The 25,189-nt window shown below is 67.9% G+C and carries 31 protein-coding genes; 10 read left to right on the plus strand and 21 right to left on the minus strand.

All coding sequences use genetic code 11. The features are described from left to right. Positions 1 to 19 precede the first annotated feature (19 nt). Positions 20 to 1,621: an ABC transporter substrate-binding protein gene (locus BQ2383_RS03830; RefSeq protein WP_140403293.1), complete on the minus strand. Its 1,602-nt coding sequence runs from the start codon at positions 1,619 to 1,621 to the stop codon at positions 20 to 22. A 235-nt stretch (positions 1,622 to 1,856) separates the two neighbouring features. Between BQ2383_RS03830 and BQ2383_RS03835 the strand changes: the two genes are divergently transcribed. Genes BQ2383_RS03835 through BQ2383_RS03850 form a run of 4 tightly spaced genes read left to right on the plus strand, consistent with a single transcriptional unit; the run spans position 1,857 to position 5,837 of the window. Continuing rightward, positions 1,857 to 2,597, plus strand: coding sequence for a helix-turn-helix transcriptional regulator (locus tag BQ2383_RS03835; RefSeq protein ID WP_091029785.1), 741 nt, complete (start codon positions 1,857 to 1,859; stop codon positions 2,595 to 2,597). A gap of 6 nt (positions 2,598 to 2,603) precedes the next feature. Next, positions 2,604 to 4,037: a S10 family serine carboxypeptidase-like protein gene (locus BQ2383_RS03840; protein WP_091029788.1), complete on the plus strand. Its 1,434-nt coding sequence runs from the start codon at positions 2,604 to 2,606 to the stop codon at positions 4,035 to 4,037. Beyond that, positions 4,034 to 5,428, plus strand: a complete 1,395-nt coding sequence (locus BQ2383_RS03845) for a S10 family peptidase (protein WP_091029792.1) — start codon at positions 4,034 to 4,036, stop codon at positions 5,426 to 5,428. Before BQ2383_RS03840 ends, BQ2383_RS03845 begins: the two co-directional genes overlap by 4 nt. Before the next feature lie 43 nt (positions 5,429 to 5,471). Further along, complete coding sequence (locus tag BQ2383_RS03850) at positions 5,472 to 5,837, plus strand: cupin domain-containing protein (protein WP_029262391.1); 366 nt, start codon at positions 5,472 to 5,474, stop codon at positions 5,835 to 5,837. Positions 5,838 to 5,851: 14 nt separating this feature from the next. On the opposite strand, the gene BQ2383_RS03855 is transcribed toward BQ2383_RS03850, so the two are convergent. From BQ2383_RS03855 to BQ2383_RS03870, 4 genes are all read right to left on the minus strand, one after another. Continuing rightward, the gene (locus BQ2383_RS03855; RefSeq protein WP_091029794.1) at positions 5,852 to 7,084 is read right to left on the minus strand and encodes an ATP-binding protein; all 1,233 of its coding nucleotides are present in this window, start codon (positions 7,082 to 7,084) and stop codon (positions 5,852 to 5,854) included. 135 nt (positions 7,085 to 7,219) lie between these two features. Then, positions 7,220 to 8,026, minus strand: a complete 807-nt coding sequence (locus tag BQ2383_RS03860; RefSeq protein WP_140403294.1) for a hypothetical protein — start codon at positions 8,024 to 8,026, stop codon at positions 7,220 to 7,222. Positions 8,027 to 8,074: 48 nt separating this feature from the next. Next, positions 8,075 to 8,533, minus strand: coding sequence for a DUF1772 domain-containing protein (locus BQ2383_RS03865; RefSeq protein ID WP_140403295.1), 459 nt, complete (start codon positions 8,531 to 8,533; stop codon positions 8,075 to 8,077). Between the two features lie 10 nt (positions 8,534 to 8,543). Further along, positions 8,544 to 9,092 carry a CGNR zinc finger domain-containing protein gene (locus tag BQ2383_RS03870; protein WP_091029807.1) on the minus strand — a complete coding sequence of 183 codons (549 nt, stop codon included), beginning with the start codon at positions 9,090 to 9,092 and terminating at the stop codon, positions 8,544 to 8,546. Positions 9,093 to 9,134: 42 nt separating this feature from the next. On the opposite strand from BQ2383_RS03870, the gene BQ2383_RS03875 reads away from it, so the two are divergent. After that, positions 9,135 to 9,521, plus strand: coding sequence for a carboxymuconolactone decarboxylase family protein (locus BQ2383_RS03875; RefSeq protein WP_091029810.1), 387 nt, complete (start codon positions 9,135 to 9,137; stop codon positions 9,519 to 9,521). Further along, positions 9,518 to 10,435, plus strand: a complete 918-nt coding sequence (locus BQ2383_RS03880; protein ID WP_091029814.1) for a hypothetical protein — start codon at positions 9,518 to 9,520, stop codon at positions 10,433 to 10,435. The genes BQ2383_RS03875 and BQ2383_RS03880 overlap by 4 nt, the downstream gene beginning before the upstream one ends. On the opposite strand, the gene BQ2383_RS03885 is transcribed toward BQ2383_RS03880, so the two are convergent. The 5 genes from BQ2383_RS03885 to BQ2383_RS03905 form a co-directional block, all read right to left on the minus strand. After that, positions 10,429 to 10,755 carry a DMT family transporter gene (locus BQ2383_RS03885; RefSeq protein ID WP_208617615.1) on the minus strand — a complete coding sequence of 109 codons (327 nt, stop codon included), beginning with the start codon at positions 10,753 to 10,755 and terminating at the stop codon, positions 10,429 to 10,431. The two genes, BQ2383_RS03880 and BQ2383_RS03885, sit on opposite strands and share 7 nt — an antisense overlap. Then, positions 10,752 to 11,126 (minus strand): DMT family transporter, encoded by a 375-nt coding sequence (locus tag BQ2383_RS03890; RefSeq protein ID WP_091029817.1) that lies wholly within the window; start codon positions 11,124 to 11,126, stop codon positions 10,752 to 10,754. The genes BQ2383_RS03885 and BQ2383_RS03890 overlap by 4 nt, the downstream gene beginning before the upstream one ends. Beyond that, complete coding sequence (locus BQ2383_RS03895; protein WP_091029821.1) at positions 11,123 to 11,659, minus strand: TetR/AcrR family transcriptional regulator; 537 nt, start codon at positions 11,657 to 11,659, stop codon at positions 11,123 to 11,125. The genes BQ2383_RS03890 and BQ2383_RS03895 overlap by 4 nt, the downstream gene beginning before the upstream one ends. Positions 11,660 to 11,731: 72 nt before the next feature. Beyond that, positions 11,732 to 12,454, minus strand: coding sequence for a GOLPH3/VPS74 family protein (locus BQ2383_RS03900; protein WP_244175880.1), 723 nt, complete (start codon positions 12,452 to 12,454; stop codon positions 11,732 to 11,734). Next, a complete protein-coding gene (locus tag BQ2383_RS03905) occupies positions 12,451 to 13,239 on the minus strand; it encodes a MerR family transcriptional regulator (RefSeq protein WP_091029828.1) in 789 nt (262 codons plus the stop codon). The genes BQ2383_RS03900 and BQ2383_RS03905 overlap by 4 nt, the downstream gene beginning before the upstream one ends. A gap of 202 nt (positions 13,240 to 13,441) precedes the next feature. On the opposite strand from BQ2383_RS03905, the gene BQ2383_RS03910 reads away from it, so the two are divergent. Further along, on the plus strand, positions 13,442 to 14,032 hold the full coding sequence (locus BQ2383_RS03910) for a hypothetical protein (protein WP_091029831.1): 591 nt from the start codon (positions 13,442 to 13,444) through the stop codon (positions 14,030 to 14,032). On the opposite strand, the gene BQ2383_RS03915 is transcribed toward BQ2383_RS03910, so the two are convergent. The 6 genes from BQ2383_RS03915 to BQ2383_RS03940 are packed head-to-tail and all read right to left on the minus strand — an operon-like array spanning position 14,033 to position 19,104. Then, entirely contained in the window at positions 14,033 to 14,893 is an 861-nt protein-coding gene (locus BQ2383_RS03915) for a MurR/RpiR family transcriptional regulator (RefSeq protein WP_091029834.1), read from the minus strand. After that, positions 14,874 to 15,746, minus strand: a complete 873-nt coding sequence (phnE, locus tag BQ2383_RS03920) for a phosphonate ABC transporter, permease protein PhnE (protein ID WP_091029838.1) — start codon at positions 15,744 to 15,746, stop codon at positions 14,874 to 14,876. The genes BQ2383_RS03915 and phnE (BQ2383_RS03920) overlap by 20 nt, the downstream gene beginning before the upstream one ends. Then, positions 15,743 to 16,552, minus strand: coding sequence for a phosphonate ABC transporter, permease protein PhnE (gene phnE, locus BQ2383_RS03925; protein WP_091029840.1), 810 nt, complete (start codon positions 16,550 to 16,552; stop codon positions 15,743 to 15,745). The genes phnE (BQ2383_RS03920) and phnE (BQ2383_RS03925) overlap by 4 nt, the downstream gene beginning before the upstream one ends. Further along, positions 16,549 to 17,373: a phosphonate ABC transporter ATP-binding protein gene (gene phnC / locus BQ2383_RS03930; protein ID WP_091029843.1), complete on the minus strand. Its 825-nt coding sequence runs from the start codon at positions 17,371 to 17,373 to the stop codon at positions 16,549 to 16,551. The genes phnE (BQ2383_RS03925) and phnC overlap by 4 nt, the downstream gene beginning before the upstream one ends. A 17-nt stretch (positions 17,374 to 17,390) precedes the next feature. Next, entirely contained in the window at positions 17,391 to 18,401 is a 1,011-nt protein-coding gene (gene phnD / locus BQ2383_RS03935; RefSeq protein WP_091029845.1) for a phosphate/phosphite/phosphonate ABC transporter substrate-binding protein, read from the minus strand. Beyond that, the gene (locus BQ2383_RS03940) at positions 18,394 to 19,104 is read right to left on the minus strand and encodes an HAD family hydrolase (protein WP_091029848.1); all 711 of its coding nucleotides are present in this window, start codon (positions 19,102 to 19,104) and stop codon (positions 18,394 to 18,396) included. The genes phnD and BQ2383_RS03940 overlap by 8 nt, the downstream gene beginning before the upstream one ends. A gap of 131 nt (positions 19,105 to 19,235) precedes the next feature. Between BQ2383_RS03940 and BQ2383_RS03945 the strand changes: the two genes are divergently transcribed. Then, positions 19,236 to 19,868, plus strand: a complete 633-nt coding sequence (locus tag BQ2383_RS03945; RefSeq protein ID WP_244175881.1) for an amino acid deaminase — start codon at positions 19,236 to 19,238, stop codon at positions 19,866 to 19,868. A 12-nt stretch (positions 19,869 to 19,880) separates the two neighbouring features. Here BQ2383_RS03945 and BQ2383_RS03950 read toward each other — a convergent pair whose 3' ends face one another. From BQ2383_RS03950 to BQ2383_RS03965, 4 genes are all read right to left on the minus strand, one after another. After that, positions 19,881 to 20,174, minus strand: coding sequence for a hypothetical protein (locus tag BQ2383_RS03950; protein ID WP_091029853.1), 294 nt, complete (start codon positions 20,172 to 20,174; stop codon positions 19,881 to 19,883). Between the two features lie 21 nt (positions 20,175 to 20,195). Beyond that, on the minus strand, positions 20,196 to 20,522 hold the full coding sequence (locus BQ2383_RS03955) for a hypothetical protein (RefSeq protein WP_091029856.1): 327 nt from the start codon (positions 20,520 to 20,522) through the stop codon (positions 20,196 to 20,198). A 72-nt stretch (positions 20,523 to 20,594) separates the two neighbouring features. Continuing rightward, positions 20,595 to 21,632 carry a methionine synthase gene (locus tag BQ2383_RS03960; RefSeq protein ID WP_091030239.1) on the minus strand — a complete coding sequence of 346 codons (1,038 nt, stop codon included), beginning with the start codon at positions 21,630 to 21,632 and terminating at the stop codon, positions 20,595 to 20,597. 20 nt (positions 21,633 to 21,652) lie between these two features. After that, positions 21,653 to 22,657, minus strand: coding sequence for a DUF1852 domain-containing protein (locus BQ2383_RS03965; protein WP_091029859.1), 1,005 nt, complete (start codon positions 22,655 to 22,657; stop codon positions 21,653 to 21,655). Between the two features lie 124 nt (positions 22,658 to 22,781). Between BQ2383_RS03965 and BQ2383_RS03970 the strand changes: the two genes are divergently transcribed. After that, entirely contained in the window at positions 22,782 to 23,723 is a 942-nt protein-coding gene (locus BQ2383_RS03970; RefSeq protein ID WP_091029861.1) for a LysR family transcriptional regulator, read from the plus strand. Positions 23,724 to 23,805: 82 nt separating this feature from the next. After that, the gene (locus BQ2383_RS03975; protein ID WP_244175882.1) at positions 23,806 to 24,588 is read left to right on the plus strand and encodes a CPBP family intramembrane glutamic endopeptidase; all 783 of its coding nucleotides are present in this window, start codon (positions 23,806 to 23,808) and stop codon (positions 24,586 to 24,588) included. 16 nt (positions 24,589 to 24,604) lie between these two features. Here the strand turns inward: BQ2383_RS03975 and BQ2383_RS03980 are convergent, their stop codons facing one another. Further along, positions 24,605 to 25,129, minus strand: a complete 525-nt coding sequence (locus BQ2383_RS03980) for an ankyrin repeat domain-containing protein (RefSeq protein ID WP_091029864.1) — start codon at positions 25,127 to 25,129, stop codon at positions 24,605 to 24,607. Positions 25,130 to 25,189: the final 60 nt, after the last annotated feature.

Here is a 25,189-nt window from a genome sequence, read left to right on the forward strand (position 1 = left end):
CACGCGGTCTGTCCTGCGATCAGTTCTTGCGGAGGGTGAGCGGGTCGACGAAGGCGCCCTTCGAGAAGAAGCTCACGCCCTCCCCGAGCACCCACTTGGAGTCGGCGGCGATGGTGGGCACCCAGTCCGCGCGCTCGACCACGGATGCCTCGGCCTCGATCCAGAGCGGGCAGGAGTCCAGTCCGCCGATCTGCGACGCCTCGCCCTGCTTCTGGGCGTAGACGGGGTTGTTGATCGCACCGAAGTTCGGGCCCTCGGGAGCCGCCGGGCCGACGAAGAACGGACGGAAGCCGGTGGGCTGCGACGCCCCCATGGAGACGAAGCTGACGCTCCATCCGGTGCCGGAATACAGCACGTCGACGGCCTGAGCCGGTCCGCGGTTGTCGAGTTCGACCTTCACGCCGAGGTCCTTCCAGGCGCTGGAGACGAGTTCGGACGCGGCGGAGGTGAACTCCATCTGCAGCAGCTGCACGCTCAGCGGGACGCCGTCCTTGGCGTAGATCCCGTCGTCGCCCTTCGCGTAGCCGGCCTCCTCGAGCGTGGCGGATGCCGCCTCGATGCCGCCGGTGGGGATGACGGCGGCGATCGCCTTCTGGTCGACGCAGATGTTCGAGGGTGCGCGCAGGAAGTCGGCCACGTAGCCGAGCCCCTGGGTCTGCACCTGGGTGAGCTCCTCGAAGTCGAGGGCCTGGGCGAGCGCACGACGCACGGCTTCGTCCTGCGTCGGGTAGCCGTCGCGCTCGTTGAACATCATCATGGTGACGCCGGTGTCGGCCACCTGCTCGGTGAAGCCCGACTCGCCCTCCAGCCGCGCGAGCTGATCGACCTGCAGCAGCGCGGTGTCAGCGTCGCCGCCCAGGAGCAGGTTCACCTGGGTGTTGAGGTCTTCGACGATGTTCAGGTTGACGGTCTTCGGGAGGTCCTTGACCGAGAACCCCTCCGGGCCCCAGGCGTAGTCGTCGTTGCGGGTGAGGGTGATGTGCGAGCCGGTGACGAACTCGTCGACGACGTAGGGGCCGGTCCCGTCAGAGCCGGTGGTGAGCACCGACGGGTCTTCCAGCGCCGAGTCGCACACGATCCCCAACTGGGTGAACGAGGGCTCCGCACCCAGGAACGGCATGCCGACCGTGAGGGCGACGTCGACCGTGCGGGCGGTGTCGTCGTACTCGACGGTGAAGTCGGAGGAGCCGAAGAAGTTGTTCACGAGCGGAGCGTTGGTCTCCGGGTCCTTCCACCGCTCGAAGTTGCGGGCGACGGTGCCGGCGGTGATCTCGCTGCCGTCGGCGCACATCGCGCCCTCCTTGATGACGAAGGAGGCAGACAACGGCGTGAAGTCCCACGACTCCGCGAGTCCGGGGATGGCCTCGCCGGTCTTCGGGTCTTCCCGGACGAGCGCCTCGTAGATGAGCCAGGTGGCCTGGCGTCCGCCGGTGCTGAACGCGAGTGCCGGGTCGATGCTGTTGACCGTGTCCGGAAGCAGCATGGTGAGCTTCGAGCTGTCACCACCGCCGCCGGATTCGCCGGGGATGGCGGGGGTGCACGCGGTGAGCGCCATTGCCAGGGCCAGGCCGGCCCCCACCGCAGCGGGGACGAGGCGCGGGGACTTCGGGGTAGTGCGCAAGGGTCCTCCAGGGTTCGGGGCGAGCGTCGTCGCCTTCGACAGTTTGTTGGGCGCTATTCAACACCATGACGAAGAACGTTCATGTAACAACTGTGTTACGGCGGTGATAACTCGCCCAAATACCCCGTGATTCCGGGAGAGAGCGGATCTACCTCCCATCCGGGCCGGGCAAGAATTCATTGCAAATTTCTACAATCTGTGCCAAATTCCAGGTACCCAGAACTGTGGAGGGACCATGACGGATACCGCACCACCGACGTCGGACACGACGTCGCGCATCCCCGCGTTCACCGATGAGGAGCGGGCGCATGCCGCCACGATCGTCGACATCGTGGGTCCGATCATCGTGCCGCTGGCCCGCGCGCTCGCTCCCCGCACCGAGGTGCTGCTGCACGATCTCACCAAGATGCCCGGCACGATCGCCGCGATCGGCGGCAACATCACCGGGCGCGGCATCGGCGGCCCGGCCACCGATCTGGGCCTGCGCACGTTCTCGTCGGGGTGGAACGAGCACCTCATCGGCTACCGGACCGAGACGAACGACGGGTTGCCGATGCGCTCGTCCAGCATCTTCTTCCACGCCGCCAGTGGTCGACCCGTCGCCTGCCTGTGCCTGAACACCGACGTGAGCGAAGTGGTGCGCGCGCAGGAGCTGCTGCGCAGCCTGAGCGCCATCACCACCATCGACCCGTCGCTGCGATCCGAGACGATGACCGCCGAGAAGTTCCCCGCCTCCGTCGAGGATCTCGCGCAGGGCATCCTCGCCGAGGCCGTCACCGAGACCGGCATCCCCGTCGAGGCCATGAAGAAGCGGCACAAGGTGGAGGTGGTCCGACAGCTGCGCGATCGCGGATTCTTCACCATGCGCGAGGCCGTGCCGATCGCCGCCCAGAACCTCGGGGTCGGTCGGCACACCATCTACAACTATCTGAACGAGATCGAGGAATCCGCGGACGCCTCGAACGAAGAGGAATAGGGATTCGTGGACGAACGACGCGTCATCCGCTCCGCCACCTGCAACGGACGCCCGATCGACTACGCGATGAGCCTCGAGCAGATCCCGTTGCGCACGGCCGACGGCACCCAGGTCGGCACGCTGTCGGCGTTCTCGTACATCGCCGAGACCGACGCCGAGACTCGTCGGCGCCGCCCCGTGCTGTTCCTCACCAATGGCGGCCCCGGCGCCGCGTCCAGCTACCTGCACCTGAGCGGCATCGGCCCGTTCCGCGCCCAGATCCCCGCCGACCTGGAGTCGGGTGTCCGCGCTCCGTACGGCATCGAGGAGAGCCCGTCGTCGCTGCTGGATGCCGCGGATCTGGTGTTCATCGACGCTCCGGGGACGGGTTTCGGCACGGTGGCAGAGGGCGCAGACCTCGCTCCCTTCTTCTCCATGGAGGGCGATGCCGAGGCGTTCGCCCGGGCCCTCACCGACTGGGTGGCCCGGCATCGACGCTGGGATTCTCCGAAGTACTTCCTCGGCGAGAGCTACGGCACCCACCGGGCCGCGTTCCTCGCGTCGAGCGCACACGGCATGTCGACGGTGCCGTTGGACGGCATCGCGCTGCTGGGCCAGGCGGTCAACATCCAAGAGACGGCCGAGCGCCCCGGCAACGTGCCCGGCGCCCTGGCGAACGTGCCGTACAAGGCCGCGGTCGCCTGGTACCACGGAGCAGGATCGCGCGAGCACGAGTCCGTCGAGGACGCCATCCATGCCGCGCTCGACTACGCCTGGGGCGACCTCGCCACCGCCATGCTGCAGGGGACGTCGCTGCCCGGCGCCGAGCTGCAGGCTGTGGCCGCCCGCCTGTCCGGCATGATCGGGATCCCCGCAGAAGAACTGGTCCGGTCCCGCCTCTGGATCTCCAAGACCGACTTCCGCACGCGACTGCTTCGAGATCGCGGGCTCGAGGTCGGCGTGAACGACAGCCGCTACACCTCCCCCGCGACCGATCCCGGCTTCGGCGAGCTCGGACTCGACGCCGCCGGCACGCATCTCTCCCCTCGCTACACCGCGGCGTTCGCGCAGCTCTTCGAGGAGCTCTTCGACGACACCCCCGGTATCCCCTATCTCGTCCACGATGCGAACGCCGCCAGGGAGTGGGAATGGGCGGATCAGGGCGGCGCCCTGTTCATGTCGATGGGCAAGCCGTCGCCGTTCCACACCTACCCGTACCCGGCACGCCTGAGCCGGTGGATGAAGCAGATGCCATCGGGGCGCCTGTTCATCGGCACCGGGATCTACGACTCCCTCACCACCATCGGCTCGGCGGATCATCTTCTTCGCCAGTGGGACCTGCCGCGGGAGCGCGTGACCTCGCACTGGTACGACGGCGGTCACATGATGTACAGCGAGAGAGACACGATCGTGAAGCTCAACGCCGACCTGCGTGACTTCGTGACGGGCGGCCACGAGTGACCGCCCCGGTCCGGAAGGCGCGCATCGGCGGCGCCGAGATCGAGTACCGCGGCACCGTCGGGGAGATCGACGTCTCCGACGGCGAAGACGGCCCCGGTGCGCGCTACGTCTTCACCGAGTACATCCGCACCGACCTGACCGACGACGAACGCGCCGCGCGCCCCGTGCTGTTCGCCTTCAACGGCGGCCCCGGCTCGTCATCGGTGTGGCTGCACCTGGGCCTCGGACCTCGGCGGGTGGCCGACGCCGACACGCTGCATCCGCGCATGGCTCCGCCGTTCGCCCTCGTCGACAACGAGGAATCGCCGCTCGACGTCGCCGACCTGGTGTTCATCGATCCGCCCGGCACCGGCTACAGCAGGATCCACCCGGATGCCGATCGTGAACGCTTCCACGGCGTGGAGCAGGATGCCCGCGCGACTCTGGAGTTCATCGGTCGCTGGGTGCGTCGGAACGGCCGGGAACAGTCGCCGCGCTTCGTGATGGGCGAGAGCTACGGCACACATCGGGCGGCGCGCATGTCGCGTCTCGCGAACGGCGGCCCGATGCGCGGAGGCACCACGAGGGCGACCTCGCTGAACGGTGCGATCGTGCTCGGGCCGGCGTTCGGACTCGGCGAGCCCGCCTGGTGCATCGACGTCCAGACAGCACTGGAGTTCCCCACGCTCGTTCACACCGCGCGCCACCACGGCGCCGTCTCCGACCTCTCCGATGACGACGTCTCGGACTTCGCCCGCACCGAGCTGCTCCCGGCGCTCGTCGCCGGAACACAGCTGGAGGATGCGGAGCGGGAGGGACTCGCGGCGCGCATGGGCGGGCTGCTCGGACTCCCCGCGCAGGTGCTCATCGAGCACGATCTGCGGATCAGCCCGGATGCCTTCGCCCGGCTCGCGTTGCGTGAGCAGGGTCGCCATCTCGGAATGTACGACAGCCGCTACACGCTCGCCGCCGACGGTGCCGGCTCCGACCCGGTCGCCGACGACCCGGCGATGGGCGCTTACGCTCCGCAGTTCACCGGAGCGATCCAGCACTATCTGCGCGAGGAACTCGGATACGCGAGCGACGACGAGTACCGTGCCATCGACTTCCGTCTCGCGATGGGCGGTTGGGACTGGGACGGGCACGACTCACCCCACAGCAACTGCTTCGGCGACTTCACCGAGGCGGTCCGTCGCGACGAGCGCTTCGAGCTGATGATCGGCGTGGGCGAGTACGACCTGGTCACGACCAGGGCGGCGACCGAGTTCACCTTCACCCGCTTCCGGTTCGATCGCTCACGCGTGCACCTGAAGGTCTACGGCTCTGGCCACATGCCCTATCTCGGCGAGGCGCCCCGGGTCGCGCTGGCTACGGACATTCGGGAGTTCGTCCGGGTGGGCGCTGCGAGGTAGCTCGACAGATCCCGCCGATGACGCCGCGGCTACGCTGAGATGTATGGCAGACGATGTTCGCAACGTGCTCGAAGCCCTCTCCACGATCGACGAGCACTGGCAGCCGCATCGGCTCACCAGCATCAACGACTACGACGTCAAGGTGGTCAAGCTGCAGGGCGAGTTCGTCTGGCACACCCACCCCGACACCGATGAGCTGTTCATGGTCGTCAGCGGTCAGCTGACGATCCAGCTCCGCGACCGCGATGTCGTTCTGAACCCGAACGACGTGTTCGTCGTGCCGCGCGGAGTCGAGCACTGCCCGAAGGCGACCGACGAGGTGCACGCGATCCTGTTCGAGCCGAAGGGCACGGTGAACACCGGAGACGCCGGCGGCGACATGACCTCAGACCTGCACGAATTCGACTGAGATCTGTCCGTCGCTCAGGCCCTCGGCCACTCGCTGGTCAGGTAGGCCTCGACGGCGCGGTGCCGGAAGCTGTAGGGCTTGCCCCTGTCGATGACGCCGCGCACGGTGTCCAGGCGTTGGGCTGTGGGCCCCACCTCGGTCACTTTCGAGAACCCCATCGCCTCGGCGATGCGGGTAGCTGTGCGCTCCGGGGCAGGCAGCGCTGACATCACCTGGAGGAACTGGCGCTCTCGGGCGGGGAGTCGTTCGAGGATCCGTTCCACGTGCGCGGTCGCTTCCCGTTGCGCGCCCTGCCAGCCGCGGCGGACCTGGTCCGCGGTGATCGTCGGAGTGGAATCTGCGTACCAGGACTGCTCACCGGCAAGCTGGAACAGGAACGGCTCTCCGCGGCAGACGTCGACGATGAGCGCTGCCGCGTCGGGGTCCATCCGCACGCGAGTGGATCCGCCGGCGCCGTCGGGAACTGCCCACCCCTCGAGGACGAACTCCTGGAGCGCTTGGGCAAGATCCTCGTCGTCGATGGCCGACAGAGTGGTGGTCTTGAAACGGCGGGCAAAGGTCGCCCCCATGCGGGCGCCAGCCATGTCTTCGAAATCCGGGAGGCCGGTGAGGTAGACGGCGATCGGCAACGAGCGGCTGACGCGTGCGCCACCGGGCACGGCGACCTCGACCTGGTGCGTGAGGGCGTCTCCGAGTGCGATGAGCAGCTGGGAAAGCGCCTTTTCATCGGTGATGTTCTGCACCTCGTCGATATGGATCAGCGCCATGGCACGGCCGTTGGCGATCGCGGCGAGACCGACTTCGATCAGTAGCTCGGTGAGAGCCGTGAAGGGCTCGGGCCCGTCGACACCGCGAAGCGTGAGGGAGATGCCGGAGACGGCGACGGCCTGCACGCGTGCGATGGCATCGCCGATGCGCTTCTCACGCGACGCGGAGAGTCCGGCGTCGGTCGCGAGCTTCAGCACGGCTCCGGCGACGAGCTTCAAAGGGTCAGCTCCGGTGGGGATGCGCAGCTGCGGGGTGACCCAGTCGCCGGCACGCGATGCCTCCTGGGCGATGCGTCGCACGAGCGTCGATTTCCCGAGCCCCGGCTCCCCGAGGATAGTTCTGCCGCGCTCCGGTAGGCCCGCGAGGCGGCGAGGACGCACAACGTCGCGCCAGTCACTCAACTGCGCGGTGCGTCCCGCCCACACCTCGGGGATGGTGTCAGAGCCAGGGCTGAAGGGGTTGTCGAGTGCATCACGCATGTTGATAACATTATCAACATGCCGCGGCCTTGATAAGGTTATCAGCCCAACGGGTCGCTCAGACCACGAGTGCCAGTACCGCAAGCACGATCGCCACGACCGACGAGACGGAGCGCACGCTGAGGTCGCTCCGGCTCAGCTGTCCTGCTCTTCGGCGATGACGGTTCCGGACTCGTCGGTCACGGTGAAGCCCCCGTGCGTGCCTTCGAGAACGCGGTTGATCGTGGTGCCGTCGTGCGGGAAGGTGGAGCACGCCTTGCCCGAGAAGTCGAAAGCCGCCTCGCCCTCACCGTGATAGACGGCGGTGACGTCGTAGCAGGTCTCCACGAACGTGCGCCCCTCGACATCGAGGACGCTCGTCGACGACGGGGAGAGCGCGATCTGCGAGACCCGCGCGGCGTCGTCCCGCACGAGGGGCGTCGTGAACGGGGTCACCGTCAGCCCGCCGGTCGAGCCGTTGTCGTTCCACTCGGACAGATAGCCCGCACGCCAGTCCTCGCCGATGAGGTCAGTGCTCTCGATCCATGCGGAGTAATCGTCGGCCGACAGCTCGATCGCCGGTCCGTCCAGGAAGTCGCCGACGACCCACTCCGCGCTCATCCGCTGCGACATCTCGATGGCCTCCGCGTCGAGAGCGGGTGCCTCGTCGCTCCATGTGATGCCGGTCTCAGATGCCCAGGTGCCGGCGCGGACATCCTCGAGGGGCGTGAATTCCACCTGAGCGAGATCGACCTCGAGATGGCAGTAGCCTCCCCGCTCGTCTGTGACGACCTCGGATGCCGCGGCAGCGCCGAGAGCGGACTCGTCCACGTCGCAGCCGGCCCCGGCGGGATCCGTGGTCGGCTTCTCCTGCACATCAGCGGACGGCGCGCACGCTGCGGCGAGGAAGGTGATGGCGGCGAGGGACACGCTCACAACGGCGGCGCGGCGAAAAGTCGTCATGCCCCGAAGCCTATTGGAGCGCGACGCCGCGACTCCGCATCCTCGCGCTCAGACCACGAGTGCCAGTACCGCGAGCACGATCGCCACGACCGACGAGAGGGAGCGCACGCCGTTCAGCGCGTTCCAGCGCCGTTCGAACGCCGCGCGCGCAGCCGTCGACGATGACGTCGAGCCGTCCAGGGCATTGTTCAACGGGACGTTGCCTGCACCTGTGACGACGATGACCCCGACGAAGAAGACGACGCCCGACGCGACCAGCATCCATCCGCGCGGGTCATCCAGATCGAGGAGCCCCGCCCACACGAGCGGGACCGGCGGCAGGAAGATCGGCAGCAGGAACAGCGGGTTCACGACAGCGCGGTTGATCGACCTCATCGAGGACACGAACGTGTCGTCATCCGTGCGGGCCAGGCCGGGCATCACGCCGGTCGAGAACGACCAGAACGTTCCGCCTCCGAGCGCGAGAAGGATGAGGCCGAGGGCGGCGAGGATGTCGGAGAGGTCCACGTCCTGCAATCTACACACCGGGCGACGGCGTGTGACCCGCGGCCGCACGATGAGCGCGCACCCGTCCGCGGGACGCGCATGCGGGGGCCGGGCACCAGCGTCGGCGTCCGGACGGATCCAAGAACACCCAACGGCAGTCGATCTCGTCACACTGCGTGAGGAATCTGCGGTCAGGCCCGCGAAGAGTCACGGCGACTTGTATCGCCAGTGCCGCCAGGCCGGAGCGCACGTCGACGCGCGGATCGGACGCCGTCAGGGCGGGGCTTCCGTGCGCGGCGATGTCGGAGAGCGGGCCGAAGTCCAGCTCGGCGGGCGAAGCTCCGCCCGCCGCTGACATCGCGAGTGCGCGCAACTCTTCGCGCAGGTGGATGGCGGCCTCCAGATCGCCCTCGGTGGGGGCCTGAGCGGGCGGCATCCCCATCAGCACGAGCCACCGGCGCAACGCCTCGGGGCTGTGGAGGCGCTCGATCGGGCGGGCGCCGAACGACTGCCCCTTCGTTGCGAGGAGGTTGAGCCAGGTCGCTCCGCCGTCCGTGCGGAACTCGGTGCTGTCGTCCATTCGATCGAGTGTAACGTATGAACCGTTACGAATGGAGAACACATGAACCCGCCGTTCGACGCGGCCGCGGGTGCCGCGACCCTTGCCGCCCTCCAAGATGCCGAGACCACCGCCGCCTGGCGAGCGACGGTCGACGCCACCGCTGCGGGCTTCGACGACTGGATCGTCGGCGCCGTCTTCGGAGGGACGTATCAGCGCTCCGGCCTCAGCCTCCGCGATCGGCAGCTTCTCAACCTCGGAGCCCTCGCGGCGTTGGGCGGTGTGGAGCCGCAGCTTCACGGCCAGATACTCTCGTCGATCAAGGTGGGAGTCTCTCGCGCCGAGGTTGCCGAGGCCTTCGTGCATCTCGTCGCCTACGTGGGGCTGCCCCGCACGATGGCCGCGCTGCGCACGCTCGATGCGGCCGTGGCGGAGGACACGGCACCGTGACGGCGGGCGTCGTCCGAGCGATCGCGGGCGACATCAGCGCCGGCGACCTGGGAGTCGTGAACTCCCACGACCATCTGTTCCTCTCGACGCCCGTTTTCGCCGGGCAGGAGCTCTCGGACCGAGAGTCCGCGACGCGCGAAGCAGAGCTCTTTCGCACCGCCGGAGGGCGCACCGTCGTTCAGTGGACTCCGCGGGGTCTGGCCCGCCGCCTGACCGACCTGCACGAGATATCTGTCCGGTCGCGGGTGCACGTCATCGCTGCGACAGGTCGACATCGCCGCGAGGTGTACCGGCACGACGACCCCCTGCTCGCCCTCCACGAAGACGCCCTCGCCGACCTCTTCATCTCCGACGTGCTCGACCTGCGGTGCGGACTGATCAAGATCGGGACCGGCTCCAGCGGGGTGACGCCGTTCGAACGCATCAGCCTGGATGCCGCCGCCACCGCTCATCATGCGACCGGCGCCCCCATCGCCATTCACCTCGAAAGGGGCAATGGGGCGTTCGAGGTCGTCGACGTCCTCCGCAGCCTCGACGTGCCAGCCCACGCGATCGTCCTCGGACACCTCGGGCGCAACACCGATCTCGACTACATCACGGATGCCGGCGCGACCGGCGCCTTCATCTGCATCGACGGCCCCTCGCCGGGCCACGCCGCCACCGACGAGGCGCTGCTCCCCGTCCTCGAGCGGGTGATCGACGCGGGCAAAGTCGAGGTTCTGCTCGTGGGCGGCGACACCACCACTCGCGCGGCCACGACCGGGGCCGGCGGCCGGGGAATGAGTGGGCTCCTCCGTCAGACGCGGCCCGCGATCACCCGCGCCTTCGGCGACGCCGTCACTCGCGCGATCTTCGTCTCCAACCCGGCACGCGCGTGGCAGCAGCGCAGCCACGCTGACGAGCGGGGTCAGTGAGCCCCGCTTCCGAGCTCGATGACCAACACGCCGATGGCGATCAGGACGATCCCCGCCACCATCCGCACCGTGAGGCGCTCCTTGAAGAACACCCGGGCACCGATCGCCGTGAGTGCGACGCCGCTCGCGGCCCAGATCCCATAGGCGATACCCACCGGCATCCCCTCGATCAGAGCGAGCGTCAGGAGCGAGAAGGCGACGACGTAGCTCACGGCGACCGGTGCGATCCACCGCTTCTTGCGCAACCCCTCCGACGCACGCAGCGACATGGTTGCCGTGACCTCGGTGAGGATTGCGCCCATGAGCAGCAGCCAGGTCACGCGCGGGCCTCCGCAGCATCCGCTCTCGACGCGTCCTCGGAGGGGGCATCCGGCTTCCCGTGGCCGGTCTCCACCAGCACCACCCCCGCGATCACGATCGCGATGCCGATGCCGATCGTCAGCGTGAACGGCTCAGCGAAGATCACCGAGGCGATCACGGCCGTCAGCGCGACGCCCGCCGCTGCCCAGATTCCGTACACGACGCCGATCGGTGCACCCATCCGGAGCAGCAGCGAAAGTGCGATGAACGCTCCGGCATACCCGGCGACCGCAAGGATCGCCCACCACAGATTGTCGATCGCGCCCCGCAGCGCCATGGTTGCGGTGACCTCCAGCGCGATGGCCCCGGCAAGGATGAGCCACTTCTTCATTCCGATCTCCCTTCGGTGAGCTCGATGAGCATCTGCATCAACGCGGCGCGCTGCTGCGAGTTCGGGGTGAGGACGCCGGTCGATTCCGCGACCCACATACCGTTCGCGGCGAGCCACACGAGCATCAGTGGGGTGGTGTCGGCGCCGTCCCCGAACCCGAACCACGTGCGCAGATAGTCCAACCAGGGCGACGAGAGTTCTGGTCGACGAACCGCTTCGGAGAACACGACGAATTCACCTAGCGTGACCCCGCCCTCACCCGCGAAAGCGGCGAAGGCGCGCACGCGCTGTTGCAACGTGGATTCTTCCAGCGGCACACCGAGCACCTCTTGCAGCTCTCGCTGCCACCGCTCGATGACGTGTTCGATCACCGCGATCATCATCGAGTCCCTCGTCGGGAAGTGGTACATCAGACCCGCCTTCGTCAGGCCGGCCTCCTCTGCAACGGATTGGTAGGTGATGTCGGCTCCGCCGACAGCAGTGACGACGCGCAGCGCAGCGTCGAGAATCTCGGATCGTGAGTTCGCCCTCATGCCCCCAACTTTACCGTACGTACGGTAAAGTTGGGCTGGGAGATTGCCGATCGAGGATTGCCTCGCGCCCTGTCAGTTCTTGGGGAGGGCGAAGGCCGCGATGAGCGCGTTCGTGAGAACCGCGCTCATCGTGCGGGCCACGGCCTCAGCCGCGGCTGCGGCACCCCAGTCGCCGCGCTCGATCGCCTTGGCGCGCGTGTAGACGTCGCCGCTCCACGGGATCTCTCTGTGGAACTGCGGCAGGGTTCCGCTCGCGGACAGGAGGGCGATGCTCGCGGCTGTGCGGATGTCGGGTGTCTCGCCGTCGGTCAGCACGGAGCGCACCCGCTCGATCAACACGGCGCGCCGGTCGCTTCCCAGGGCGAGCTTCGTCGTCGGGAAGATTCCGAGCGATCTGCCGTGTTCCCTCGTGAGATCGCCGCGCTCCACGAGGCGGTCGAGGACCGGTGCACGCAGGTTCGGGCCGATCGCCGCGAGCACCGTCTGCGCATCGCGCGGCTTCCGTTCGATGTACTCGAGCCCGGGCACGAGCAGCTCGTCGGGCGCGGTGTGAGCGTCGAGCGCGTGGATGCGACTCGTGAGCGCTCCCTCGTTGCGCATCTCGATCCGCTCCTGCAGCGCCAGGTCGCCCAGAGCAGCGCCGCCGAGCACGTAGAAGAGGATGTTCTCCCCGGCGATCGAGCCCGAATCGGGCTGGAAGAGCAGGAGCATCACGTCTTCGACGAGCAGGGGCTCACCGAGGTGCGGGTCGGGCGAATCGTTCGTGGAGCGGGCGTCGGGCTGGTCCGTCATCATCTCTGTCCTTCGTCTGATGCAGCGTCGTCGGGTGCAGCGTCGGTGCTCGGTGCGACGTTCGACCCGAACGCCTGCTCCCGGGCGAGCGCGGATGCTCGGCCGAGCACGTCGAGCTGCGCCTCGTTGTACAGCCCACCGACAGTCTCGAGGAATGCCTGCGCCGTGACGCGCGGCCCCTTCGACAGATGCTCGGTCGGCTCGCTGAGCCACGGGTAGTCGGTGAGGTGCTGTGCGATCACGGGCGCGAACATCTCTGCCACGCGCTGACGCGTCTCGTCATCCGCCTCCACGGTGAGCGCTTCGAACTCTGCACTGCCGTCGTCGGATTCCGTCTCGACCATCGTGCGCAGATCCGCCATCGCCTCCGTGTCATACAGCTGCTCGTAGACGAGCATGAGCGACCGCTCGGAAGTCGACAGTCTCCCCGCGACGTCCTCGAAACCGGCCGGCAGGTCGGTCGTCGATGCTCCGTCGACGATGGCGCGGATCTCGGCCCGTGCCCGCTGCAACCGCTCGATGCTCGCGGCGAGATCGGCATCGATCGCGAGCAGCGCCTCTTTCGTGGTGTCCCCCGCAGAGCCGACGGACTCGATCTGGGCCAACGGGACGCCGAGGTCGCGGAGCCGCCGGATCTGCAGCAGCCGGACGAGATGCCGAGCGCGGTACTGCTTGTAGCCGTTCGACATCCGCTCCGGCTCCTCGAGCAGGCCGGAGCGGTGGTAGTGACGCACCGTGTTCACGGTCGTCCCCGCAAGCTCGGCGAGTTCACTCGTACTCCAGGGCATCCGTCCATCCTTCTGTCGGCACTCAGGGCCGGGGTCTCGGTCATGGCGCTCAGCACCATTCAAGACCCTGTTCTCAGAACAGGGTCAAGACCCGACATCGATCTGCCGAGGTCGCTTGACCCTGTGGTGTGAACAGGGTCTGTACTTCTTCTCGTACCCCGCCTCGGCTTCCGGCCGCGCCTGAAGAGAAAGAGACACCGCCATGGTGGACAACCCGTACGAGTGGCTGCAGAACGCCATCGACCAGCTGCCGGAGTTCCTGCAGCCGCTTCTCGTCATGCTGGCGGGTGCGATCCCCTACATCGAGGGCGAAGGCGCCGCCGGCCTCGGCATCCTCGCAGGGATCAACCCGATCGTCGCCGCCGTCGCGGGCGCGGCGGGAAACATCCTGTGCGTCATCGGAGTGGTCTTCCTCGGTGCGCGCATGAGAGAGGGCGTCGTGTCGCGGAAGGCAGCCCGCACCGAGGCGATGCGCCTCGAGCCCTCCCTCGTCGGCGGATCTGGCACGGCGACGGATTCCGGCGGAACGTCGCCGAGCGACACTGATGCGGAGAAGCCGTCACGGAAGACGAAGGGGCGGGCCAAGCTCGGTCGCTGGCTCGTGCGCTTCGGCGTTCCCGGTGCGAGCATCCTGGCTCCGCTCGCCCTGCCCACGATGCTGACTGCGGCGTTCTTCGTCGCGTCCGGGGTGAGCAAGCGATGGGTGATCCTGTGGCAGGTCGTCGCGATCGTCTTGTGGACGAGCGTCATCGCAGCCGCGGCGACAGGCGCACTCGCCCTCCTCGGCTGGTGATCACTCCGACAGGGAGTGGCCGAGCACAGAGAAGGTCGCCACCTGAGCCGCGGTGGCACTCGCCCCTCGCCTGCTCACCAGCAGCCCCACGACCGACTCGGTGACGAGCATCAGCGCGGCGCGCGAGGTGTACAGCAGCTCATCGCGGAACGAGTCGTTGATCGGGGCGACGACCAGTGCCACATCGGCCATCTCGGCGACCGGCGAGCGCGGGAACGACGTGATCGCGAGCACGCGGGCGCCGCTCGCCCGTGCGGCCGTCATCACGTCGATCGATGCGCGGTTCACTCCCGACCCGGACACGACCAGGCAGGCGGAGCCGGCACCGAGCTGCGACGCGGTGATCTGCTGTCCGAGGGTGTCCGCCACGTATTCGGCGGGTCGTCCGGCCGAGGTCAGGCGCATCGAGAGATCTGCGCCGATCGGCGCGGAGAGACCGTTGGCCGCGACGAGCAGCCGCGTCGCACCGTCGAGCTCGCCGACGAAAGCCGCCAGGGTCTCCTCGGTGACGGCGGAGACCGTGTGGGCGAGGCGAGACGCGAAGCGGTCGACCGCACCGCGCAGGGCCCCGAGCATCGTGGCATCGGCCGCGGCATCCTGCGACGGTGCCGAACTCGCCCGCTCACGCGCGAGCGCGACCCGCAGCTGCGGGTAACCGTCGTAGCCGAGGGTCTGGGCGGTGCGCACCACGGTCGTGCGGCCGACCTCCACGGCATCCGCGATCTCCTGCGCCGTGCGCTCGATCGAGAGGTCGACGTCGGCGGCGATCGCCTCGGCCACACGGCGCTCGCTCGGCTGCATCGACGGAGCCAACATCGCGATGCGGGCCGTCGGCGGCGTCTCAGCGGGTCCCTGCCACATCGGCGCGCTCCTTCTTCGGTTCCACGATCGCCTTGACCCGCGGGCCGCGCATGATCCGGCGGCGGATCGCACCGGAGACCGCATCCATCAGCATCGTCGCGATAACGACCACGATCAGCAGCATCCCGACCGTATCCCACTCGCGGAAGTTCGTGTAGTTCGCGAGCATGCTGCCGATCCCACCCGCGCCGACGAGTCCGAGCACCGCCGAGGTGCGGATGTTGATCTCGAAACGGTAGAGCGCGAACGACAGCAGCGTCGGGGCCGCCGCGGGCCAGAGCGCCCACCGCGTCACCTGCGCCGTGTTGCCGCCTGCGGCCTTGACGGCCTCGGATGCACCCTCCTGAACCGACTCGACCGTCTCGTAGACCCACTTGGCCTGCGTGCCGATTCCGGCGATCGCCAGCGCCAGCGCACCCGTGAACGGCGTGAGCCCGGTGACGGTGAGCAGCAGCAGGGCGATGATGACTTCGGGCACGGCGCGGATCACGGCGAACACCCCGCGCAGCGGCAGACGCACCCAGACCGGTCCGACGTTGTTCGCGGCGAGCATGCCGAGCGGGATCGACACGATCACGCATCCGATCGCGCCGATCCAGGCCATCGAGATCGACCGCCACGTCTCGAACAGCGCCTGCGGCAGCTTCTCCCAATTCGGGTCGGCGAACATGAGCGTCAGGTAGTGCGCGATCTGTCCGGGCAGCGATCCGAGGTCGTTCCACGGGATCGGCAGTCCCGCTGCCGCGGCCAGGACCACGACACCGACGATGACCGCGACGACGGTCGGGACGAGACGGGAGGGATGCCGGGGCAGCTCGAGCCCGATGCCCCGTGCGGTGGTCGAGAGCGTCATACCAGTCTCCTCCGCAGGAAGTTCGAGAACACTTCGATCAGCACCACGACGACGAGGATCTCGAGCACGATCACCGCGACGTCGTCGTAGGCGTAGAACGCCCGCCGCTCGTCGAGGAGACGACCGATGCCGCCCGCGCCGACGATGCCGAGGATCGCCGAGATGCGCACGTTGAGCTCGAGGGTGTACAGCCACTGGTTCGCGAAGAGGGGCCAGGTCTGCGGCAGCACGACGCTGCGGTTGATCTGCGTCTGGCCGCCGCCGGTGGCGCGTCCGGCCTCGATGACCGGCAGATCGGTGGAGTCGATCGCCTCCGACACGAGCTTGACGATGATGCCGATGTCGAACAGGAGCAGGGTGAGCAGACCGGGCAGCGCGCCGACGCCGACCATCGCGACCAGGACGGTCGCATACACGAGATCGGGGACCGACCGGATGACGTTGATGACGGTCCGCACCGCGATGCGGGTCGGACTGTTCGGGTTGGTCGGGGCGGCGGCCCACAGCGTCAGCGGCACGGAGATCACCGCGGCGACCGCCGCGCCGACCACGGCCATCTGGAGCGTCTCGAGCATGGGCCCGAACGTGCGCGGCAGGAACGAGAAGTCCGGCTGCAGAAACTGCACGAGCAGCACGGATCCGTTGTCCCAGTTGCGGATGAGCGCGCCGAAGTCCAGCTCGATGCCGCCGATCGCCGGGATGCAGGTGGCGACGGTGAACGCGGCGAACGCCAGGACGACGAGGCTGGTGCGCAGTCTCGACGTGGGCTTGGGTGGCACGACGAGAGGGCGGGCTTCGGTGGTCATGCGCCGAGCACATCCCTCGGCTGGATCGGACGGCCGTAGATCTGCTCGAAGTCGTGATCTGCGGCATCCGCTGCCGGTCCGTCGTAGACGACCTCGCCGGCCCGCAGGCCGATCATCCGCGTCGTGTACTGACGTGCCAGATCCATGAGGTGGATGTTGACGAGCACGGTGAGGTGCTCTTCGACGTTGACGCGGCGCAGGTCGTGCATGACCGCGTGCGCGGTGGGCGGGTCGAGGCTGGCGACCGGCTCGTCGGCGAGCATGACGCTGGGCTGCTGCGTCAGAGCCCGGGCGATCGCGACGCGCTGCTTCTGGCCCCCGGAGAGCTGACCTGCGCGGCTCCAGACCTTCTCGAGCATGCCGACCGAGTCGAGTGCGCGAAGGGCGAGCTCGCGGTCGTGCGCGGTGCTCAGGCCGAGCACCGTCCGCCAGGTAGGGGTGTGGGCGAACCGACCGACCAGCACGTTGCGGTAGACGCTGGCCCGATCGGCGAGGTTGAACCCCTGGAAGATCATGCCGATGTGCCCTCGGGTCTCACGCAGGCGTCGTCCGCGCATGCCGGTGACCGCGTGCGGACCGACGGTGACCGTGCCGCTCGTCACCGGCACGAGACCGTTGATCGTGCGGATGAGCGTGGACTTGCCCGAGCCGGAGAGGCCGACCACCGAGACCATCTCTCCGGCGGCGATGTCGAGGGACACACCGCGGAGGGCGCGGGTGCCGTTGGGATAGGTGACCGAGACGTCGTCGAGACGGATCGACCACGACGCGGAGGCCGGGAGCAGGGCTCCGGCCTCCGCGCGCTGCAGATCAGTGTGCATGTTCTCAGTTCTGCGTGTCAGTTCGAGAACTCGGAGAGGATCTCGCCGTAGCGGGTGATCTCGTCCTGGGCGGTCTCGCTGGTCCAGTCCGAGAGCCCGACGAGGTCGAACATCACGGACGCCGCCTCTTCGGACGAGTCGGCGTAGCCGTCCAGCAGCTCGGTGAGCTCCGCGACGAGGTCGTCGGGAAGCGTCGAGGTGACCGCGACGCCGCCGTTGGGGATCATCTCGGTGTAGGCGAAGGCCACGACCTTCTCGGCGATGTCCGGGGCCTCCTCGGTCACGGTCGTGCGGGCATCCCAGTATGCGAACGAGACCTCGGCGTCGCCGTTGTAGACGGCGAGGACCGCGTTGTTGTTGCCTTCGACGGGCACCTGCGTGATGCCGGCATCCGTGTCGACACCCTGTTCGCGCATCGCGACGACGGGGTACTGGTAACCCGCCGGCGACGTGGCTGCCTGCAGGGCGACCTTCGTGCCGTCGCCGATCTCACCGAGCGCCTCGATGCCGGCGGGACCGGAGCCGGTCGCGTCGGCGGCGGCCTCTTCGATGCCGTTGCAGTACGAGAGCTCGATGCCGCTGGCCGCGTAGGTCGACATGACCGGCTCGTCCTCGCAGTACTTGTCGGGGTTGTTCGTGTACGCCACCGACGCGTACGAGGTGGCGCCGAAGCGCACATCGCGGAGGATGAGCTCGGCGTCGTAGCGCTCGGTCGCGTTGTACAGCGATCCGGCGTCGGTGATGATGACCTGTGCCTGGTCTGTGCCGAGCGCCTCGACCGTGGCCGCGTAGTCGGAGGCGACGACGCCCTTCACCTCGATGTCGAGGTTCTCGGACAGGTAGGTGGTGAGCGGGTCGAGGGCCTGGGCGAGGTCTTCACCCTCGACCGACGGGACCAGCGAAAGGGTGATGGAGGACGGCCATTCGGTCGTCTCGTCTGCCGTCTCGTCGGGTGCGCTGCTGCTGCAGCCGGCGAGCGCCAGGACGGCGACGGCGGCGATGCCCGTGGTGAGCAAGGACTTACGCATTCGGATCGTGCCTTTCGGTGAGGGTGGTGCTGCGGGGGGTACTGGAAGCCGCAGTCGCGGCCCAGGCTTCGATGTCGCCGTACAGGTCGGCGATGGTCCGGCCGCGCATCGTCACGGTGGCCGGGGAGCGTTCGGCGGTGGCGCCGACGAGCGCCGTGGCTGCGCCCTGCGCGGCGGCCGGTGCGAGGTCGAACTCGAAGATGTCGCCGACCGAGAGGACCTGCCCCTCGGCGATCGCCGCCTGGATGATGGGGATGAGCCCCGAGGGCTTGCCGACCGTGAAGTGCAGGTCGTCGAACAGGTGAGTGATGCCCCACCCGTCCAGGACGGGGCGGATGCCGGCACCGGGCGCATTGGTCGCGAGCACCAGCCGGACCTGCGGGTGGACACGGGTCAGGAAGTCGGCGAGCCCGGTCGGCGGCACGATCGCCGCGTGCGCAGAGCCCAGCAGCGCCCGCGACGACTGGTAGGCGGCCTCGAGCGCATCGGCGGTCACGCCCTGCCCGGCGGCGAGCGTGCTGATCACGTCGTAGCCGTCGCGGGCGTCGGTCTCGCCGCGTTCGAACGCGGCGAGGTCGGACATCGCGCGGTCGGCGAACGTCGGGTCGTCGGCGGATGTGGCGACGGCGCGGGCGAAGGCCTCGAGCGGCCCCGCGCCGAGCGCGATGGTGCCGTCGAAGTCGAGGACGATAGTGGGGAGCACGGTTCTCCTGGTCAGGATCGGGACGATGCGTCCATACTTACAGTCGTTTATGGACGATACGACCATCCTGTGTGAACAGTGCGTGAACTCCGATTCCGGTGCGGGCATCCGCGCCCGCTACGCTCATCGTCGTGATCGATCGAGTGGATGCGGCGGCCGCCGGGCACGATGCCGCAGACGTACTGTCGATGTTCGACTGGCTCGGTCCGGCAATCGACGACGATGCTCGGGACGACCGTTTCGCCCGCTGGGGCCGGTCCACCGCCGTGGACGAGAACGTCGGAGCCCCCGTGCTGTCGCGGTCGACCTTCGAGGCGCTGCACGACCGTGCGGGCCTGGAGTCGGCGTGGCCGGTCGGCAACGCCGGGATGCTGCACGTCTACGGCTATCTGCTCTCCACCACGCCCACGCCGTACGGCCTGAAGCGCGACCGCTGGCTCGGCGGCGAGCTGGCCCGCGCGTGCGGACTGACCCCCGAGGCCTTCGTCCCCTGGGCGGGTGAGCGCACGCTCCTCGACCGCGTGACCGAGACCGCCGAGACCCTGATAGCCGGCGTGCCCGTGCGGCGGCAACGAATCGGTGACCTGGAGGCCGTCGTCGCGGTCGCCGATCGGCAACCGCACCCCTCGGCACTCGCCTACGCGCTCGACTCACCCACGCAGGGCCGCCGGCTCATCACGATGTTCCCCGTCGCCGATCCGACCGCGCTGCTCGCCGACCTCGACGCCTCACCACCGCGCCTCCGGTGGAACGCCGTGGCGTGAGCGCCGTATCGTTCAGAGCTGATCGAGGACGAGCTCACCGCGCGAGTTCAACTGCTCCATCATGTGCGTGACCCGGTTGGCCTCGATCTTCGCCATCTTCGGCTGGTCAAACTCGAAGACCAGCGGGATGCTCGGGTGCACCCAGATCGTCAGCCGCCCCGACTGCACCTCGGGTGTCGGCAGCCAGGTCATCATGAAGCTCTCGTTGCGGCGCAGCTTCGTGCCGATCACGATCTTGAGGTGCGCCAGAGTCGTGTCGTCGATGTCGATCGCGGGTCGCGAGCTGTTGTACTCCAGAGTTCCCATGAGAAGAACTGTACGCGCGGTCTAGCCGAGCTCGTACTCCTGGCCCTCGGGTGCGTCGAGGGGCGGCCCCGACGGCGACTCGACACCGCGGGTGAGCGCCTGCAGACGACGGACCAGTTCGGGATCCTCCAGCTCAGGTCCGCTGCCGCTGATCGCCTTCGCCACGATCTGGCTGGCCGGACCGATCAGGAACTTCGCCGACACGACAGTGCCGTCCTGCTCCCGCACCGGTATCTCGACGATCTCCGCGCGCTCCTCCTCCCCCAGCGCGCGCCCGTACTCCAGCAGGGCGTCCGCGATGTCGTCACCGGTCAGGAACTCGTCGCCGCCATACAGGATCGATCGCATACTGCCGTTCTACGGCACGTCCGCCGTATCGCCGCGCCCCTTGCCCGCTCACCTGGTCGGTGCCAGCGGCGGTCAGGCGTCGACCGCGGCGAGCTCTTCGCGAAGAAGAGCGGCACCCGCGCTGAGTGCGCGCAGCTTGCCGCGGGCGACGTCGCGGGGCAACGGCGCCAGGCCGCAGTTCGTGCTCGGCACGAGCTTGTCCGCATCGACGAAACGGAGTGCGTTGCGGAGGGTGTCCGCGACTTCTTCCGGCGTCTCGATGGTCTCGCTGGCGACGTCGATGGCCCCGAGCATGACCTTCTTGCCCCGGATGAGTTCGATGAGGTCGAGAGGAACGTGGGAGTGGTGGCTCTCGAGCGAGATGGTGTCGATGCTCGAGCGCTGCAGCAGCGGGAACGACGTCTCGTACTGCCGCCACTCCGCCCCGAGGGTCGCCTTCCAGTCGGTGTTCGCTTTGATCCCGTAGCCGTAGCAGATGTGCACCACGGTCTCTGCGCGCAGCCCCTCGGCCGCCCTCTCGAGCGCCGCGACTCCCCAGTCCCGCACGTCGTCGAAGAACACATTGAACGCCGGCTCGTCGAACTGGATGATGTCGACCCCCGCCGCCTCGAGTTCTCTCGCCTCCTGATTGAGGATCGTCGCGAACTCCCAGGCCAGCTTCTCGCGGCTCTTGTAGTGACGGTCGTAGAGAGTGTCGATCATCGTCATCGGGCCGGGCAGCGCCCACTTGATCGGCTGATCGGTCTGCTGGCGGAGGAACTTCGCGTCCTCGACGAACACGGGCTTCTCGCGACCCACGGCGCCGACGACCGTCGGCACGCTGGCGTCGTAGCGGTCGCGAATGCGGACGGTCTCCCGCTGATCGAAGTCGACGCCGGAGAGGTGTTCGATGAAGGTCGTCACGAAGTGCTGGCGCGTCTGCTCACCGTCGCTGACGATGTCGAGGCCCGCGAGGCGCTGCTCCTGGACGGCGATGCGCAGCGCATCCTGCGTGCCCTCGACCAGCGCCTCCCCCTCCAGCTTCCAGGGAGACCAGAGGGTCTCCGGCTGCGCGAGCCAGGACGGCTTGGGCAGGCTGCCGACGATCGAGGTGGGAAGGAGCGTGTTCACGATCGGGGATTCTCCGGTCATCATCCGACGGAGACCAGGGCGGAGGCGGAGTTGCCGGCGGCCCACTGCTCGAGCAGCTCACCGTGCGGCTTCATCAGGTGCTCCTCCGTGTACTTCCCCTGCTCGGCCGCGAGCCGGCTGCGCTCGTCGCGGTCGTAGGCGATCTTCGTCACCGAGTAGTCCTGCTGCTCCAGGCTCGGCTGATAGACCTTCGCCGCGGCCGAGTTCGCGTTGTAGATCTCCGGTCGGTAGATCTTCTGGAACGTCTCCATGGTGCTGATCGTGCCGATGAGCTGCAGGTTCGTGTAGTCGCCGAGCAGGTCGCCGCGGAAGTAGAACGCCAGCGGCGCGACGCTGCCGCGCGGCATGAAGTACCGGACCGAGAGACCCATCTTCCCGAAGTACGCGTCGGTCAGCGACGGGTCCTTCTGCTCGTATTCGACGCCGAGGATCGGGTGGTGGTTCTCGGTGCGACGGTAGGCCTTGCTCGTCGAGACGCTGATGCAGATCACCGGCGACACCGCGAAGCGCTCCCGGTAGGCCTCCGAGTCGAGGAAGTGCTGGAAGAGCTTGCCGTGCAGGTCGCCGAAGTCCGCGGGAACAGTGAACCCCCCTGCGGCTGCCGTCGCCGCCGGAAGCCGCACACTGAAGTCGAAGTCGCGCACATAGGACGAGAAGTTGTTCCCCACGATCCCGTGGCTGCGCTTTCCGGTGAGGCGGTCGACGATCTGGATGTCGAGGACCTCGAGCAGCGGAAACTCCTGGTCCTCGCCCGCTGCGGCGAACTGGACCGCGACGGAGACGATCTCGAGTTCGACGGTGTAGCGGTCGCCGTTCGGGTTGTCCCAGTCCGCGAGATCGTTGAACCGACGGTCGATCATCGACAGGGCGTTGCGGAGGTTCTGCTGGCGGTGCTCACCGCGCGCCAGGTTGGCGAAGTTCGTGGTGATCCGGGAGTTGTCCGACGGCGAGTAGTCCTCGTCGAAGCGGGTCGTCGTGATGCGGAACGTGAAGTCGTGGGCCATGAGGTGCCAATCGGTGAGCTGATCGGCCGGGCTCGGCCTTGCGAAAGGGGGTACCTCCATGGTGCGGTGTGAGCGGCCCTATCGAGAAATGTCCTGTGGCTATGCCGTGGCATAGTCTGAGGCTATGGCCAAGCGTTCGAGCGGCATCACCCTGCAGCAGCTCACCTATTACATCGAGGTCGCCGCGGAAGGATCCATCAGCGCCGCCGCCGACCTGCTCTACGTCGCGCAGCCCACCATGTCGGCGGCGATGAAAGACCTCGAGAGCCGAGTGGGCCGTGTGCTCCTCCTCCGCTCCGCGCGCGGCGTGACACTCACCACCGATGGCGTGGAGTTCCTCGGCTACGCCCGGCAGGTGGTCGAGCAGGTCGCGCTCCTCGAGCAGCGCTACCTCGACCGGCCGCCGTCTCGACGCCTGCTCGGGGTGTCGACGCAGCACTACTCCTTCGCGGTCGACGCGATGGTGCGCATGGTGAAGGCGACCTCGGCGGCCGAGTACGAGTTCTCGCTGCGGGAGACGCGCACGTGGGACATCATCGAAGACGTCCGCACCCTCCGCAGCGAGTTGGGGATCCTCTACCGCAACGACTTCAACCGCAACGTCATCGACAAGCTGCTCCGCGATTCCGGGCTCGCGTTCCACCCGCTCTTCGTCGCGGAGCCGCACATCTTCATCTCCCGCAAGAATCCCCTCGCCTCGCGGGATCGCGTGACCCTCGACGACCTCGCCGAGGTGCCACGGCTCACCTTCGATCAGGGCGCGAACAACTCCTTCTACTTCGCTGAGGAGATCCTCTCCACCCTCTCGAGCCCGCAGGAGATCCGAGTCTCCGACCGCGCGACGATCTTCAACCTCATGATCGGGCTCGACGGGTACACCATCTCGACGGGCATCATCAGCGACGACCTCGACCCCGAGATCGTCGCCATCCCCCTCGACGTCGACGAGCGCATCGAGATCGGCTGGATCGGCCACTCCGCGATCCCGCTCACCGAGCAGGCGCAGCGCTACCTCGCCGAACTGCGGACCGTCGTGTCGGGATTCGGGGTGGAACTGCTCGGGTGAGCCTGTCCCTCGCTATGCGGGTTTCGGCGCACCGCGCTAGGTTGAGCAGTCGAACCACTCCCTGACCGGAAGGCAACAGCACATGCGCGTAACCCCTCGCGTCTGGATCGGCTTGGCGATCTACGTCGGTTACGTCGTCGTCATCTTCATCGTGTCGAAGCTGAGCGGGGTGGCATACACCGACATCGGAAAGTCTGCCGAGTTCACCTGGCGCGGCGCGGTGCTCGATCTTGCTGTCGGCGCTGTCCTTCTCGCGATCACCACCTGGGCTTTGGGGTGGTGGAAGCCAGCGCTGTTCGAGCGGAAGCGGTCACACCACAAGTGGCCGATCTTCGTTCCGGCGTTGATGTTCGTCGTCGCTGTGGTGAACCTGTTCAGCACCGACTGGTCCAAGTTCGACGCGTCATTCCTCCTGTCCCTGCTCGCCCTCGGAGTCGCCGTCGGATTCTGCGAAGAACTGATGTCGCGAGGCCTCCTGCTGACAGCGTTCCGCTCGCGCTTCTCCGAGGTCTGGGTCTGGCTGCTCACGTCGATCCTCTTCGGTGCGATGCACCTGCTCAACGCCGCCCTCGGCGCCCCGCTCCCGGGCACTCTCGGGCAAGTGGTGATCGCCGCCATGTCCGGCACCTGCTTCTACATCGTGCGACGGGTCACCGGCTCTCTCATCTGGGCCATGGCGCTGCACGGACTGTGGGACGTGTCCGTCTTCGCCGTCGGCTTCGCACCCCTCAACGGCGCCGGGGCGAGCATCCTGGCGCCCGTCATCGGCATCCTCGCTGTCGTCGTCGTCCACTGGGTGATCAAGGGAACAGACGAGAGGCCGGTCGAGGCCGAGACCACCGCGCCGGCACCCGCACAGGCCTAGCCCGCCAGCTCGAGCGTCAGAGGTACTGCTCCATCCGCGCGGTGAGGTTCGCACGATGTTCTTCGAGCCGTCGGCTGGTCTCGAGCGTGCTGATCCCCTCGCCTGCCGGAGTGAGGAGATCGAGATCGTCGCGCGCGAAAAGCACGTCGTAGAAGGGCGCGAGCTCCTCGTCGGAGTACTTGTGCAGCCCCGCGAGCGTCTGCAGCGGCGTGCCCCAGCGGGCAGCGTTGGCATTCACATCTGCCCCGCCCTCCAGTAGTCGCTCGACGAGCGGCACCTCGCCGGCGAAATCGTGGGAGGTCTGGGAGAAGAGGATGTGCAGCGTCGAATACCCTTCCGGCGCGACGATTGCTCCCGCATCAGCCCCGTCGTCGAGCAGCCGATTCGAGATCGCGATGCGGGCGTCGAGGTGGCGGTTTCCGAGCGCACGATGCAGCAGGGTCAGCCCGGTGGAGTCGACAGCGTGAGCGTCTCCGTCGTAGAGGGCGACGAAGTCCTCGTAGGAACCTGACTTCGCTGATCCGTATGCGCTCGGCATCATCCATCTCCTATCTGGCCGTGTTCTATCTGACCGTGTTTCCACCATAGGTCGAGGCTGCGA

The organism is Microbacterium oxydans, assembly GCF_900095745.1.
Lineage (GTDB): Bacteria > Actinomycetota > Actinomycetes > Actinomycetales > Microbacteriaceae > Microbacterium > Microbacterium oxydans_B.

Excerpts from the sequence above, each read along its gene's own strand:
- BQ2383_RS03895 (WP_091029821.1), bottom strand. The coding sequence starts at position 11,659 with ATGAGGGCGAACTCACGATCCGAGATTCTCGACGCTGCGCTGCGCGTC.
- BQ2383_RS03970 (WP_091029861.1), top strand. The coding sequence starts at position 22,782 with ATGGCCAAGCGTTCGAGCGGCATCACCCTGCAGCAGCTCACCTATTAC.
- BQ2383_RS03855 (WP_091029794.1), bottom strand. The coding sequence starts at position 7,084 with ATGCGTGATGCACTCGACAACCCCTTCAGCCCTGGCTCTGACACCATC.
- BQ2383_RS03955 (WP_091029856.1), bottom strand. The coding sequence starts at position 20,522 with ATGCGATCGATCCTGTATGGCGGCGACGAGTTCCTGACCGGTGACGAC.
- BQ2383_RS03915 (WP_091029834.1), bottom strand. The coding sequence starts at position 14,893 with ATGTGGCAGGGACCCGCTGAGACGCCGCCGACGGCCCGCATCGCGATG.
- BQ2383_RS03860 (WP_140403294.1), bottom strand. The coding sequence starts at position 8,026 with ATGACGACTTTTCGCCGCGCCGCCGTTGTGAGCGTGTCCCTCGCCGCC.
- BQ2383_RS03980 (WP_091029864.1), bottom strand. The coding sequence starts at position 25,129 with ATGATGCCGAGCGCATACGGATCAGCGAAGTCAGGTTCCTACGAGGAC.
- BQ2383_RS03910 (WP_091029831.1), top strand. The coding sequence starts at position 13,442 with ATGGTGGACAACCCGTACGAGTGGCTGCAGAACGCCATCGACCAGCTG.
- BQ2383_RS03965 (WP_091029859.1), bottom strand. The coding sequence starts at position 22,657 with ATGGCCCACGACTTCACGTTCCGCATCACGACGACCCGCTTCGACGAG.
- BQ2383_RS03975 (WP_244175882.1), top strand. The coding sequence starts at position 23,806 with ATGCGCGTAACCCCTCGCGTCTGGATCGGCTTGGCGATCTACGTCGGT.
- BQ2383_RS03900 (WP_244175880.1), bottom strand. The coding sequence starts at position 12,454 with ATGATGACGGACCAGCCCGACGCCCGCTCCACGAACGATTCGCCCGAC.
- BQ2383_RS03850 (WP_029262391.1), top strand. The coding sequence starts at position 5,472 with ATGGCAGACGATGTTCGCAACGTGCTCGAAGCCCTCTCCACGATCGAC.
- BQ2383_RS03905 (WP_091029828.1), bottom strand. The coding sequence starts at position 13,239 with ATGCCCTGGAGTACGAGTGAACTCGCCGAGCTTGCGGGGACGACCGTG.
- BQ2383_RS03835 (WP_091029785.1), top strand. The coding sequence starts at position 1,857 with ATGACGGATACCGCACCACCGACGTCGGACACGACGTCGCGCATCCCC.
- phnD (WP_091029845.1), bottom strand. The coding sequence starts at position 18,401 with ATGCGTAAGTCCTTGCTCACCACGGGCATCGCCGCCGTCGCCGTCCTG.
- BQ2383_RS03875 (WP_091029810.1), top strand. The coding sequence starts at position 9,135 with ATGAACCCGCCGTTCGACGCGGCCGCGGGTGCCGCGACCCTTGCCGCC.
- BQ2383_RS03890 (WP_091029817.1), bottom strand. The coding sequence starts at position 11,126 with ATGAAGAAGTGGCTCATCCTTGCCGGGGCCATCGCGCTGGAGGTCACC.
- phnE (WP_091029838.1), bottom strand. The coding sequence starts at position 15,746 with ATGACGCTCTCGACCACCGCACGGGGCATCGGGCTCGAGCTGCCCCGG.
- BQ2383_RS03950 (WP_091029853.1), bottom strand. The coding sequence starts at position 20,174 with ATGGGAACTCTGGAGTACAACAGCTCGCGACCCGCGATCGACATCGAC.
- phnE (WP_091029840.1), bottom strand. The coding sequence starts at position 16,552 with ATGACCACCGAAGCCCGCCCTCTCGTCGTGCCACCCAAGCCCACGTCG.
- BQ2383_RS03870 (WP_091029807.1), bottom strand. The coding sequence starts at position 9,092 with ATGGACGACAGCACCGAGTTCCGCACGGACGGCGGAGCGACCTGGCTC.
- phnC (WP_091029843.1), bottom strand. The coding sequence starts at position 17,373 with ATGCACACTGATCTGCAGCGCGCGGAGGCCGGAGCCCTGCTCCCGGCC.